The organism is Pararhizobium sp. IMCC21322 (genome assembly GCF_030758295.1).
Taxonomy (GTDB): Bacteria; Pseudomonadota; Alphaproteobacteria; order Rhizobiales.
Genome location: NZ_CP132335.1, coordinates 4,434,520 through 4,446,915, shown reverse-complemented (window position 1 = coordinate 4,446,915; position 12,396 = coordinate 4,434,520). Strand labels below are relative to the sequence as shown.

The window sequence follows — 12,396 nt, the reverse complement described above, 5'->3', positions numbered from 1 at the left end:
AACAAAGACGCCGGGTGGTGACACCCGGCGTTTTTATTGGTCTTTCGCTAATTGAGCAGCGGCTCCGTTCGGAGGCGCTCAATCTCTTCTTTCAGGAGAAGTTTTCGTCTTTTCATCTCTGAAAGCTCAAGAGAATCAATGGAAGGATGCTGGTTTGCCTTGGAAATTTGTTGTTCGAGGGTTGCATGACGTTCTTGCAATTTGGACAAATGTACATCCATGCTCATAGTCAATCTCCTTGGTTTTCTATCAACACGTGTATTCTCTCATATTCCGATGAATCTGTCGAATATGAGTTTGTGTGCACTGCAAAATGGAAAGATCCGATATTTCCATTTGATTTTGCCCTATTTGACCTCGCCACGACAGCCTTCAATCAGGTAAGATAGGGCTTGTTTACCTGACAACAGGTCTATTGGGCGATGAGTGACGAACAGCATGATCTTGAAGAAATTCCGCAGTTGGAGCAGCGCGGCAGGCTTGCCATTCTTCGACAGGAGCACAGGGATCTGGATGCGGCCATTGCCGCCTTGTTGCAAAGCGGCCTGTCTGATGCGCTTCAACTCCAGCGTCTGAAGAAAAAGAAACTGCTTCTGAAAGACAAGATTGCAGAACTGGAAGATGCATTACTACCTGATATAATTGCCTGATTGGTGTCAAACTCGACAGTTTCGTAGATGTGAACCTTGCATTTTCGACGTTTGCCGCGTAGGCAGCTTGCTTTCCGGGGCACGACCCTGACCACTGCAAATCGATGGAAGATGTGTAATGGCTGTCTCTTCTCAAGAGCCACAAAATAGTGATGTGGATGGGCGCGGGCCGGACGAATGTCCAGTTGCGGTCATTATGGGCAGTCAATCGGACTGGCCAACCATGAAGGGGGCAGCTGATATCCTGTCAAAACTGGGTATTGGCTTCAAGACCCAGATAGTGTCTGCCCATCGGACACCGGATCGCCTGGTCAGTTTTTCTAAATCGGCGCGTGAGAACGGATTTAAGGTCATTATTGCTGGTGCAGGCGGGGCCGCCCATTTGCCTGGGATGTGTGCTTCCATGACACCGCTACCGGTTCTGGGCGTTCCTGTAAAATCCATTACCATGTCCGGGCAAGACAGCCTTTTGTCCATTGTGCAGATGCCAGCAGGCATTCCTGTTGGTACCCTTGCCATTGGTGACGCTGGTGCAAAAAATGCGGCACTTCTGGCAGCCGCCATTCTGGCGCTGTCGGACGATAGTCTTGCTGCGCGTCTTGACGATTGGCGCACGGCACAAACGGCAAGTGTACAGCACGAACCCACCGATACTGTCTGATTTCAAGGATCCGAGACTGATATGAAGGCCCCCTTAGCACCTGGCAGTCGAATTGGCATTTTGGGCGGAGGGCAACTTGGCGCAATGCTGGCCGGTGCCGCCAGTGAAATGGGCTTTCAGCCACATATTTATGCACCGGAGAACAATAGTCCGGCGTTTCAGCGCACCGGGCTTAGCACGTGCAAGCCTTATGAGGATCTGGAGGCTCTGGCCCGCTTTGCAGAATCAGTTGATGTGCTGAGCTATGAATTTGAGAATGTTCCGATTGAGCCGTTGCTGCACATTGAAAAGCTTGTGCCAATTCGGCCCGGAATTTCTGCGCTGAAAACAGCGCAGGATCGCCTGATCGAAAAACGTTTTCTGCAAAATGTAGGTGTGCCTTTGGCGCAATTCCGCGCCGTGGATTCATCAGATGATCTGGCTGCAGCTGTTCACGAGCTTGGTTTGCCTTGCGTGTTGAAAACCAGACGCTTTGGCTATGATGGAAAAGGGCAGGTCATCCTTCGGAGCGCTTCGGACGTTTCCACTGCGTTTGAAATCCTGGGCGGCAAGCCCTGTGTGCTGGAAGCCTTTGTGCCATTCTTTGCAGAAACGTCTGTAATTGCCGCCAGAGGCCTTGATGGTCAGGTGGCCTCTTATGAAATGGCGCTTAACCATCACGAAAACCACATTCTGAAAACCACCACTTTGCCATCCGGTCTTCCGCCTCAAATTCTGGCGGAAGCCACCTCCGCCGCAGAAGCGATTCTCAGTCAGCTCGATTATGTGGGCGTGATGGGGATTGAGTTTTTTGTATCGGGGACTTCAGAACAGCCGGCACTTCTGGTCAATGAGATTGCACCAAGGGTGCATAATTCGGGGCATTGGACGCAGGACGGCGCTGTCATTGATCAGTTCGAGCAGCATATCAGAGCTGTTGCAGGCTGGCCGCTGGGCGATGGCAAACATCACAGCAATGTCGTTATGACCAATCTCATTGGCGACGATATGAACGCCTGGCAGGGTTTTGCGGCAGATCCTTTCAGTCGGGTGCATCTATATGGCAAAGGCGAGACCCGGCCGGGCCGGAAAATGGGGCATGTGAACACGGTTTCTGCAACGCGTTAAGATGCTTGCCGGAACTTGTGACCCGGGCAGTTTTGGACTCGAAAACCTGTGGCTGTAGTGTGGACAATATTGGGTTGGTCTGCTATGGAGCCGGTTCATTCTGAACAGTCTCGGAATTTGCCATTGGGTGCTCGGCCAAAAGTCAGGTCGCAGCTTGGACCAAATGCGGGTTTACGATGGACGTTCACCAGACTATAAGCGGCTCAAATTGATCCAGGGCCACACTGTAACCAGAAAGAGAGACGAGCTACGTGCTAGTATCCGTTCGTGACAATAATGTTGATCAGGCGCTTAAAGCGCTGAAGAAAAAGCTGCAGCGCGAAGGCGTGTTTCGTGAAATGAAACTGCGCAGCCACTTTGAAAAACCTTCAGAGAAGCGTGCTCGTGAAAAAGCTGAGGCTGTTCGCAGATCCCGCAAACTGGCTCGCAAGCGTGCACAGCGCGAAGGCATCCTTCCCAAGAAGGCTCGCCGCTAAGTGCTTTGCGCTTCCGTTTCATCGGATGGCGTTCTGAATTAAGAGTTTAAGAAGCGGTCGGCTGCTGCCGGAACCGCTTTTTTTGCGTTTTACCAAGCGTCCACAGTTCTTTTAAATGCCTCATTTATTGGATAATAGGGGCAGGGACTTTGGGCTAAGAGGGTTGAGTGGCACCATGACGTTTTCGCATTCTGTCTACAACATCTCTTCAGGCACCCGAATTTTTCGGCTCGCTCGTATCGTTCGATTCACGGGTATTGTAGTGTTTGCCGGGCTTTTGGCAGCTTGCCAGGGCACGAGCTTGCAGAACGCATCCTTGAGCGGTCAGAATGCGCAGGCCGGATCAGCCGCCAATCTTGACAGTTTGTCGGCCGTTGTGGATCGCAGCCCGAATGATCCCAACGCTTACAATATTCGTGGTGCTGCACTCGGCAAAGCTGGCCGATATGACGATGCCATTGCGGATTTTAACCGCGCCCTTCAGATCAACCCGCGTTTTGCCCAGGCCTACGCAAACCGTGGTCTTGTCTACCGCCTGAAAGGCGAGGATGCCAAAGCGGTGGAAGATTACAACCGCGCTTTGCAGGTCGATCCACAATATGCCAATGCCTATGTCCGGCGCGGCAACGTCTATCGCCGCCAAAACCAGCTGGCTCTGGCACTTGAAGATTATAATCGGGCGATCCAGATAGACCGGACCGACCCGGAAGCATTCCACAATCGCGGGCTCGTCTATCAGGCTCAAAAGCTGCATAATTTTGCGCTGGAAGACTTTACGACTGCCATTGGTCTGTCACCTCAAGCGGCACCGCCCTACAATGCGCGCGGCGAAAGCTATCTGGTCACTGGCGATGCGCAATCAGCATTGGAAGACTTCAACGCCGCCGTCAGCCGTGACCGCGGCAGTGCGCAAGCCTGGTATAATCAGGGCGTTGCACTGCAAAGGCTGAACCGGGACAAGGAAGCCGCCGCTGCTTTCCAGAAGGCTTTGACACTCAATCCTTCACTGCCGAATGCGCGTGAAGCGCTTAATCAGGCACGTCAGACCAGCTGATCCTGCTGGCTGCAAAAAGCTTGTAATTGCTGTCAGGCGCCGGGAGTATCTGCGTCCTGACCCCAGCGGGACAAGGCATCTTCGTCGCTTTCCTTGGCGTCGATCCAGCTGCCTTCACCGCCTTTAGCCAGATGCTCCTTTTTCCAGAAAGGGGCACGGGATTTCAGAAAGTCCATGATGAAATTTGCGCCGTCAAAGGCCGCATGACGGTGCGTGCTGGTGACTGCTACAAGAACGATTGTCTCACCGACTGCGATTTTACCGACCCGGTGAATGACCAGCGCCCCTTGTATGGGCCATTTGCCCAGGGCTTCTTCCACGATTTTCTGAATTTGCGTTTCGGCCATGCCCGGATAATGCTCAAGCTCCAGAGCGCTCAGCGTGTCATCTGCCCGACAAATGCCTGAAAAAGACACCAGCGCTCCAGCATTGGGGGAGTTTTTCACCAGAAACTCAGTCTCAGCCTGCGTATCAAACTGTTCCTGCTGAATGGCAATTTTTACAGGTTGGTCTGACATGGTCTACCCGCCGGTCATGGGTGGGAAAATTGCAATTTCCCGCGCTCCATCCAATGGGGTATCCGCAGTGACGTGAGTCTGGTCAAGGGCAACGCGCAGTGATGCGGCGTCAGTCAGGGCGTTTTCATATTGATCGCCCTGTTGTGACAGCCAGTTCAGAAACTGCTCCACTGACATAATATCGGCCGGAATGTCGCGTTCTTCGCTGGCGACGCCAATACGTTCGCGAACCCATGAAAAATAGAGCAGCTTCGTCATAGCAAATCCGTGACGTTAGCGATCACTGTCGATCAGGTGGCGGAGGCCGGCACGAAAATAGTCGTAACCGGTATACAGGGTCAAGAGTGCGGCGACCCATAACAGGCCTATTCCAATTTCAGTGTTAAATGGCAGTACCTTGTCGCCTGCGGGTGCGGCCAGCAGAAAGCCAAGGGACACCATCTGAAATGTGGTTTTCCATTTTGCCAGTTTGGTAACGGGTACGCTGACCTGTAATTCTGCCAGAAATTCGCGCAGTCCTGAAACCGAGATTTCCCGCATCAGAATAATGGCTGCTGCCCAAAGCGAAATGCCTGACACAACCTGATTGGCGCATAGAATAATAAGACAGGCTGATATCAGCAATTTATCCGCAATCGGGTCCAGCATGCGGCCCAAGGCAGACTGCTGGTGCCAGGCACGCGCCAGATAGCCGTCGAAAAAATCTGTAATGCTGGCAACAATAAAAATGCCCAGGCCGAGCCAGCGACCGAAATCCCCCTCTACAAAGGCAGTGCCGACAATGGCGGGCACTGCCAGAATACGCCCATATGTCAGAATATTGGGCAGGCTGAAAACGATGCTACGCCCGTCTTTTTTATGTGTGGCTGGTTCGATGGTCATTTTTGCAATGCAACACGGGGCCATGTGTGCGTCAATGCTAAACCGATGAATTGTCGCGCTAAAGTGATGGGTGGTTAAGCATGGGATGATCGCTCTGGCGGCGTTCCTCATCATCAGAGTTGATCTGGCCTTCACAAAAGATCATTTGAGTGTTTCGCTTGGGCGAGATAGGGGTGCTATCCCGATCCCAAGAAGAATGACAATTCGTGACCCTGCCGATTAAATCCTGGCGCACCCACTTTGCACAGACACTCAGCCTGTCTGTGCCTTTGGTCGGCATTCAGCTGGCACAGGCGGCTATCGGGATTACAGATACGTTGATGGTTGGGCGGCTCGGCGCAGCCGAGCTGGCGGCACTGGCGTTGGCGACTGCCTTTTTCTTCACGCTGTTTATTGTCGGTCTGGGACTGACCCAGGCTGTGTTGCCACTGGCAGCAGAGGCGCAGGGGGCTGAAGACCCGATTATGCTGCGCAGAACCATTCGCATGGGGTTCTGGGTGGCCAGCGGGTACACGATTTTGGCAATTGCGATTCTGTTCAATACGGAAGCAATTTTGCTGTTTGCAGGGCAGACGCCTGAAACGGTCCGTTTTGCCAGCGGTTATATTGGCATTGCGAAATGGGCTTTGTTGCCCATGCTGATGTTCATGAATTTGCGGGCATTTTACACTGTGCTCGATTGCGCAAACATAATGTTTGCCATCAACATTCTGGGTGTTGTGGCCAATATCGCACTGAACTACATGTTCATATTTGGCAATTGGGGCGCTCCGGAATTGGGTGTTGAGGGGGCCGCTGTTGCAACACTGGGCACTGCTACTTTGACACTGGCAGGCATGGTTTTGTTGTCGTTGTACGACAAACGTATGAAGAATTTTGAGATTTATGGGCGGTTCTGGCGCGTTGACACTGAAATTTTGCGCCGGATTATTCGTCTTGGTTTCCCGATTGGCATGACCCTGTTGGCTGAAGTCGGCTTGTTCGCTGCCGCCACCATTTTGGTTGGACGCATCGGGACGCTGGAGCTTGCAGCGCATGGCATTGTCATGCAATTGGCCAGCCTGTCCTTCATGGTACCACTTGGATTGTCCAATGTCGCGACGACACGTGTGGCGCTGGCTTATGGACGTCGCAACGCGGAGGATTTGCAACGGGCAGCTTATGCAACAATCATTCTTGCGGTTGGTTTCAGTGGCGCTGCTGCGTTGGTTTTTCTGGCCATACCGACTCCGCTGATTTCCTTATTTCTGAACGCAGCCCGAGAAGATACTGAGGCAGTTGTTGCACTTGCCATCCCTTATTTGTTTCTGGCCGCTTTGTTTCAGCTCGTTGACGGGACACAGGCAGTTGCGGCCGGTGCCTTGCGCGGCATGCAGGATACACGCATGCCTATGGTTATTGCCATCATCAGCTATTGGATTGTCGGGCTTGGCAGCGGATATGTGCTGGCATTTCCGCTCGGTCTTGGTGGCGTGGGTGTGTGGACAGGACTGGCGCTTGGTCTGGCAGTGGCCGCTATTCTGCTGATGGCGCGCTTCGTAATGAGAGATCGGTTGGGCCTCGGGTTGGCTACGTCCAAACTCTAGCTGTACAGCGAAGCTTCATCCACCGGTGGGCGTCGCTCCTTTTTTGGTTTCTGCCATTTAGATGCGCTGAATAAATCTACAAATCTCAAACTGAGAAACCTCTTTTCAAGAATCGAAAGTGTTGTAACTTGAGTCTATGAATCAATTAGCCTTCCCAGCGTTGTACTCTCGACAGAAAGTCCTTTTGGCACTCTTGCAAAAGTTTGGCGGAAGTTTGGGTGGCGTCAATATGCAGAAATATCTCTTTTTGTTCACCGAGACATGCCAACAGCAAAAGAGCTATGAGTTTGTTCCATACCGTTTCGGTTGTTTCTCATTTCAATCTTATGCAGACCGGCGTAAATTGATTGAATTTAATATTTTGGCTGACTCGGAGCAGTGGAAGTTGCTGTCAACCCAAATGGACTATTTGTCCATGCTGGACGATGCGGACAAAAAGAAAATGGAATTGTTCTTTGGACAGTTCAAATCAATCAATGGCGATGATTTGATAAGAGAAGTTTATCGTCGTTTTCCTTACTTTGCCACACGGTCGGAAGTTGCGGAAAGTCTGATGAGCGAAGAGGAGCTCAAAGTGATCAATGAGGCAAACCCAACTCAATCCGAAGATGCTTTCTTTACTATTGGATACGAAGGAAAATCATTTGAGAATTACCTAAATAGGCTAATTAAAAATAACGTTCGCGTGCTTTGTGATGTTCGAAAAAATCCGTTGAGTCGAAAATATGGTTTTTCTAAAAAAACACTTTCCAGTACATTGGAAAAATTAGATATTGAATACGTTCATATACCTGACTTGGGTATTGTTTCGGATAAACGACGTGAATTGAATTCCCAAGCTGATTACAATCGTTTATTTAATGAATATGAGTCTACAACGCTGAAGCAAAATGAGCGAGCACTTGATCAATTGGCAGGCATTTTTACAGAAAAACATCGCGTTGCTATAACTTGTTTTGAAGCAGAGCACTGTATGTGTCATCGTGGGCGAGTTGCAAACGCAATGATGAAGCGTCCTCGCTGGAACTGCTCAATATCTCATATTTAGGATTTGCATGGCAAAAGAGCGCGTCTTAATTGCTGTAAAAACCTACCCAACGCTTTCGCAGAAATATGCAGAATTGGTCTGTACTGCTGGTTTTAAACAGGATGGAAGTTGGATCAGAATTTATCCATCACCATTTCGCTTTTTGACCGACAGCCAACGTTATAGAAAATATCAATGGATTGAACTCGAACTTGCAAAGAATGCGAGAGACCCTCGGCCTGAGAGCTATAGTCCCGTAAACATAGATGATATTACGCTTGGCAAGTTAGTCGGGACTGAACATGGTTGGGCAAGCCGAAAGGAACTTATCTTCAGTTCAAATAAAATTTACGAAAATCTCGAAACTATCATTGCGGGAGCCAAATCAAACAAGTTCTCTTTGGTGATCTTCAAAGCAGCCAGAATCCTGGATTTCATTGTGGAGGCAACAGAATCTGATTGGGAGATTGGAAAATTGGAAGCTGCGAGGGCTGCTTTAGGGTCAGGACTCATTGATTGATCCAGAAGATCACTGTTGCGGCGATGCAGATTGCTGAGAAGTAGGTATGGGCGCATCGGTCGTAGCGGGTCGCGATACGGCGCCAGTCCTTGAGTTTGCCAAACATGCGTTCGATCAGATTGCGCTGTTTGTACAATGCCTTTGAATATGTGGCCGGATTATTCCTGCCTGATCTTGGCGGAATGCAGGGCTTGATGCCTTTTGCTTTCAATGCTGCGCGGAACTCGTCGCTATCGTATCCTTTGTCCCCGATCAGCGTTTGGGCGCTTGGCATGGCTGGGTACAGCAGCTTGGCACCCAGATGATCCGACATTTGCCCTTCGCTCAAGGCCATCATGATGGGCCGTCCCTTGCCATCGGTGACAGCGTGAAGCTTGGAATTTAACCCGCCTTTGGTGCGACCGATGCGACGGGGAAGAACCCCTTTTTTTGAAGGCTTGCCGCAGTGCGATGAGCCTTCAGGTGTGTGGCATCAATGATCAATGTATCTGGCGGACCTTCCTCGGCCACCAAACTGCTGAATATACGATCAAAAACGCCCAGTCCGCTCCACCGCACAAACCGATTGTACAGCGTCTTATGCGGCCCATAATCAACTGGCGCATCGCACCATCGAAGGCCGTTTCTGATAACGTGGATGATGCCACTCAGTACACGACGGTCATCGACACGCGGGATGCCGTGCGAAAGTGGAAAATGTGGTTTCATCCGCTCAAGTTGCTCTTCGGAAAGCCAAAACAAAGTGCTCATCTGTGATCCTCCTCGATTGGAAGGAATCACAAATCACTGCCGATGGGAATCCCAAATTTTAATGGGTCCTGAACCTAGATCAAGGTTCATTGTTCGACGAGAGCAAAAATCCCGACTTCAATTTAATGCCCAAACTGCCATTTAAGTTCAAATATCGCTTTGCTGATGATGCAGGTAAAGTCAGCAACATGATGATAGAGGATTGGGAAATTGGACAGTTATACTGGAACTGCCTAAAAGGTTCGACACCTAGGGAAGCAGCAAAAAAGGTTCGTGAAAAGTATCTCGATGATTTTGCCAACAAAAAAGACTTGTACTTATTTCTTGGCACAACGAGACGATGGCACATGAGTGCACCGAACCCATATGTAATTATAGGTACGTTCCACCCGCCTATTGTTGACCAGTTAGCGTTATTTTAGTCAAAAAAACTGTGAGTTAATCCGTTTCGTTTTTTCCTGTATCATGGAAAAAATCGAAAATGATTTGCGCCATTTGGGCGGAGACGCCCGGCACTTTTTCCAAATCTGTCAATCCCGCCTTGCTGGTGGCTTTGGCTGTGCCGAAATGGTGCAGGATGGCGCGTTTGCGGGTCGGGCCGATGCCCGGTATCTCGTCCAGTGGGTTTTTGGTAATGTCCCGCTTGCGCCGCGCGCGGTGGGAACCGATGGCGAAGCGGTGGGCTTCATCGCGCATGCGCTGGATGAAATAGAGAACAGGGTCACGCTCAGGCAGCATAAACGGCGCGCGGCCTGGCACGATGAATTTTTCCCGGCCTGCATCACGGTCCGGGCCCTTGGCGATGCCGGCAATCGGCATGTCAGTAACACCCAACTCTTTCAGAACGCCCTTTACAGCATTGATTTGGCCGATGCCGCCATCGATTAGCAACAGGTCAGGCCAGGTGCCTGCATCAATTGTGTCCTCCTCAGTGGCGTGCTTGGGGCCATCAGTCTCTTTCATGAGACGTGAAAAACGCCGGGTGAGCACTTCACGCATCATGCCGTAATCATCACCGGGCGTGATGTCCTTGGATTTGATATTGAACTTACGGTACTGGTTTTTCAAAAAGCCATCGACGCCAGCCACAATCATGCCACCGACCGCATTGGTGCCCATAATGTGGCTGTTGTCATAGACCTCAATGCGCCGTGGCATATCTGACAGTTCAAACACCTCCTGCAGACCGCGCAGCAATTTTTGTTGCGAGCTGGTTTCAGCCTGTTTGCGCCCCAGCGCTTCGCGGGCATTGGTCATGGCATGAGCGATGAGATCCCGCTTTTCGCCGCGCAACGGTTTGGACAGGTGCACCTTGTGCCCCATGCGTTCAGTGAGGGCTTCTGACAGCAATTCATGCTCTTCTCCCAGGTGGGAGACAAGAATGTGAGAGGGCGTTGGCTTATCATCGTAAAACTGGGTCAGGAAAGCTTCCAGTACAAAACCTGGATCAAGGGTTTCGTCGGCTTTGGGGAAATAGGCCCGGTTGCCCCAATTCTGGCCCGTGCGGAAGAAGAAGACCTGAATGCAGGTCTGGCCATCCTGTTGATGAAGGGCGAACACATCTGCTTCCTTGACCGTGTGCGGATTGATGCCCTGTTGCGATTGAATGTGTGACAGCGCCGCCAGCCGGTCTCGGTAAATGGCTGCGGTCTCAAAATCAAGATCACCGGAAGCGGCTTCCATTTTTCCTGCCAGTTCCTGCTGCACCTTCTGGCTTTTGCCTGACAGGAACCCTTTGGCTTCGTCCACCAGTTCGGCGTAGTTCTCCTTGGAAATTTCACCGGTGCAGGGGCCTGAACAGCGTTTGATCTGAAATTGCAGGCAGGGGCGGGTGCGGTTTTCGTAATAGGAATCGCTGCAATTGCGCAGCAGGAAGGCTTTTTGCAGCGCCGTAATGGTTCGGTTGACGGAACCGGCAGAGGCAAAAGGACCAAAGTAACTGCCCTTACCCTTGCGCGCGCCACGATGCTTTAAAAGCTGAGGGGCATCATGGTCTTCAGCTATGTGGATATAGGGAAAGCTCTTATCATCGCGCAGCAGAACATTGTATTTGGGCCGGAACCGCTTGATGAGATTGGCTTCCAGCAGCAGCGCTTCGGTTTCAGTGCGCGTGCTGACAAACTCCATGCCCGCCGTTTGGCTGATCATGCGGGCGATGCGGTTGGTCTGGCCCATCATGCGGGTATAGTTGGTGACCCGCTTTTTAAGACTGCGCGCCTTGCCCACATAAAGCACGTCGCCCTTAGCGCCATACATGCGATAGACGCCGGGGTTGTTCGGCAGTTTTTTAGCGAAGGCCAGAATGATCTGCGGACCGGTTTTTACATCCGGCTGGCCTTCACTCGCGTGCTCGTCATCGGCCTTACTCGGTGCCTCTGGTACTGGGGGTTCAGTGGATTGCTCGCTCATTCAAAGCAGCCTACCACATCCGGTGTTTCCCATGCCAGATGCTGACCGCTATCCAGGGCAATCATCTGTCCTGTCATGGATGGCGCTTTGCGAATGAAATCAATCGCCGCTGTGATTTCGGATAATTGCGGTTGGACCTGCAAAATTGTTGCGTTGATCTGCGCCTGAAAATCAGCATCTGACTGGCGCGCGTTGGACAGTGTTGGGCCGGGCCCTATGCCGTTGACGCGGATATTGGGTGCAAGTGCCTGCGCCAGTGTCTGTGTTGCACTCCAAAGAGCGGCTTTTGACAATGTGTAGGACATGTAGCGCGGGGTCAGGGCCCAAACACGCTGGTCAATCATGTTGATGATCAAGCCCTTTTCCGCCTTTGGCAAGCGGTCTGCCATCGCCTGTGCCAGAAAGACCGGGGCCTGAAGGTTGGGCTGTAAATGGTGGTCCCAGCTTTCGGGAGTGATTGAACCGATTTCATCAGACACAAAAGTGGAGGCATTGTTGACCAGCAGCGTCACAGGTCCGAATTCTGCTGCAGCCTGAGCTTCCAGTTGGATGACCGAGCCCATGTCCGCCAAATCGGCCTGTATGGCCACCGCCTTGCCGCCGCGAGACTGAATGTCGGATACAACCTTCTGCGCGTCGGCCCTGGAAGTGTTGTAATGTACGCTGACACAATAGCCCTGATCAGCCAGATGCAGGGCCAGTGCTTTGCCGATGCGCTTTGCTGCGCCGGTTACCAATGCATGTTCGCTCATATCA

16 protein-coding genes are annotated in these 12,396 nt (G+C 51.5%); 9 read left to right on the top strand and 7 right to left on the bottom strand.

Annotated elements, in window-relative coordinates; translation table 11 throughout:
- Positions 1 to 47: 47 nt before the first annotated feature.
- The gene (locus tag RAL91_RS21130; protein WP_306258223.1) at positions 48 to 227 is read right to left on the bottom strand and encodes a YdcH family protein; all 180 of its coding nucleotides are present in this window, start codon (positions 225 to 227) and stop codon (positions 48 to 50) included.
- A 195-nt stretch (positions 228 to 422) separates the two neighbouring features.
- Between RAL91_RS21130 and RAL91_RS21125 the strand changes: the two genes are divergently transcribed.
- From RAL91_RS21125 to RAL91_RS21105, 5 genes are all read left to right on the top strand, one after another.
- A complete protein-coding gene (locus RAL91_RS21125) occupies positions 423 to 650 on the top strand; it encodes a YdcH family protein (protein WP_306258222.1) in 228 nt (75 codons plus the stop codon).
- A gap of 196 nt (positions 651 to 846) precedes the next feature.
- Positions 847 to 1,311 carry a 5-(carboxyamino)imidazole ribonucleotide mutase gene (gene purE / locus RAL91_RS21120; RefSeq protein WP_306263043.1) on the top strand — a complete coding sequence of 155 codons (465 nt, stop codon included), beginning with the start codon at positions 847 to 849 and terminating at the stop codon, positions 1,309 to 1,311.
- A 21-nt stretch (positions 1,312 to 1,332) separates the two neighbouring features.
- The gene (locus RAL91_RS21115; protein WP_306258221.1) at positions 1,333 to 2,418 is read left to right on the top strand and encodes a 5-(carboxyamino)imidazole ribonucleotide synthase; all 1,086 of its coding nucleotides are present in this window, start codon (positions 1,333 to 1,335) and stop codon (positions 2,416 to 2,418) included.
- Positions 2,419 to 2,669: 251 nt separating this feature from the next.
- Positions 2,670 to 2,894, top strand: a complete 225-nt coding sequence (gene rpsU / locus RAL91_RS21110) for a 30S ribosomal protein S21 (RefSeq protein ID WP_306258220.1) — start codon at positions 2,670 to 2,672, stop codon at positions 2,892 to 2,894.
- Between the two features lie 175 nt (positions 2,895 to 3,069).
- The gene (locus RAL91_RS21105) at positions 3,070 to 3,948 is read left to right on the top strand and encodes a tetratricopeptide repeat protein (RefSeq protein WP_306258219.1); all 879 of its coding nucleotides are present in this window, start codon (positions 3,070 to 3,072) and stop codon (positions 3,946 to 3,948) included.
- A 32-nt stretch (positions 3,949 to 3,980) separates the two neighbouring features.
- Here the strand turns inward: RAL91_RS21105 and RAL91_RS21100 are convergent, their stop codons facing one another.
- Genes RAL91_RS21100 through pgsA form a run of 3 tightly spaced genes read right to left on the bottom strand, consistent with a single transcriptional unit; the run spans position 3,981 to position 5,348 of the window.
- Positions 3,981 to 4,466, bottom strand: coding sequence for a molybdenum cofactor biosynthesis protein MoaE (locus RAL91_RS21100; protein ID WP_306258218.1), 486 nt, complete (start codon positions 4,464 to 4,466; stop codon positions 3,981 to 3,983).
- A 3-nt stretch (positions 4,467 to 4,469) separates the two neighbouring features.
- The gene (moaD, locus tag RAL91_RS21095; protein ID WP_306258217.1) at positions 4,470 to 4,724 is read right to left on the bottom strand and encodes a molybdopterin converting factor subunit 1; all 255 of its coding nucleotides are present in this window, start codon (positions 4,722 to 4,724) and stop codon (positions 4,470 to 4,472) included.
- Between the two features lie 15 nt (positions 4,725 to 4,739).
- Positions 4,740 to 5,348 carry a CDP-diacylglycerol--glycerol-3-phosphate 3-phosphatidyltransferase gene (gene pgsA, locus RAL91_RS21090; protein ID WP_306258216.1) on the bottom strand — a complete coding sequence of 203 codons (609 nt, stop codon included), beginning with the start codon at positions 5,346 to 5,348 and terminating at the stop codon, positions 4,740 to 4,742.
- Between the two features lie 206 nt (positions 5,349 to 5,554).
- Between pgsA and RAL91_RS21085 the strand changes: the two genes are divergently transcribed.
- From RAL91_RS21085 to RAL91_RS21075, 3 genes are all read left to right on the top strand, one after another.
- Positions 5,555 to 6,934 carry an MATE family efflux transporter gene (locus tag RAL91_RS21085; protein WP_306258215.1) on the top strand — a complete coding sequence of 460 codons (1,380 nt, stop codon included), beginning with the start codon at positions 5,555 to 5,557 and terminating at the stop codon, positions 6,932 to 6,934.
- A 184-nt stretch (positions 6,935 to 7,118) separates the two neighbouring features.
- On the top strand, positions 7,119 to 7,982 hold the full coding sequence (locus tag RAL91_RS21080; RefSeq protein ID WP_306258214.1) for a DUF488 family protein: 864 nt from the start codon (positions 7,119 to 7,121) through the stop codon (positions 7,980 to 7,982).
- Positions 7,983 to 7,989: 7 nt separating this feature from the next.
- Complete coding sequence (locus RAL91_RS21075) at positions 7,990 to 8,481, top strand: hypothetical protein (RefSeq protein ID WP_306258213.1); 492 nt, start codon at positions 7,990 to 7,992, stop codon at positions 8,479 to 8,481.
- Here RAL91_RS21075 and RAL91_RS21070 read toward each other — a convergent pair.
- Positions 8,471 to 9,231, bottom strand: a protein-coding gene (locus RAL91_RS21070; protein WP_306258212.1) for an IS5 family transposase whose coding sequence is annotated in 2 segments (ribosomal slippage) — positions 8,471 to 8,916 and positions 8,916 to 9,231 — 762 coding nt in all. Because the reading frame shifts where the segments join, the coding sequence is not laid out codon by codon here. The two genes, RAL91_RS21075 and RAL91_RS21070, sit on opposite strands and share 11 nt — an antisense overlap.
- A gap of 89 nt (positions 9,232 to 9,320) precedes the next feature.
- On the opposite strand from RAL91_RS21070, the gene RAL91_RS21065 reads away from it, so the two are divergent.
- Positions 9,321 to 9,653, top strand: coding sequence for a hypothetical protein (locus RAL91_RS21065; RefSeq protein ID WP_306258211.1), 333 nt, complete (start codon positions 9,321 to 9,323; stop codon positions 9,651 to 9,653).
- Between the two features lie 16 nt (positions 9,654 to 9,669).
- Here the strand turns inward: RAL91_RS21065 and uvrC are convergent, their stop codons facing one another.
- Together uvrC and RAL91_RS21055 are read right to left on the bottom strand one after the other, a co-directional pair.
- Complete coding sequence (gene uvrC, locus RAL91_RS21060) at positions 9,670 to 11,640, bottom strand: excinuclease ABC subunit UvrC (protein ID WP_306258210.1); 1,971 nt, start codon at positions 11,638 to 11,640, stop codon at positions 9,670 to 9,672.
- Positions 11,637 to 12,392, bottom strand: a complete 756-nt coding sequence (locus RAL91_RS21055; RefSeq protein ID WP_306258209.1) for an SDR family oxidoreductase — start codon at positions 12,390 to 12,392, stop codon at positions 11,637 to 11,639. Before RAL91_RS21055 ends, uvrC begins: the two co-directional genes overlap by 4 nt.
- Between the last annotated feature and the right edge of the window lie 4 nt (positions 12,393 to 12,396).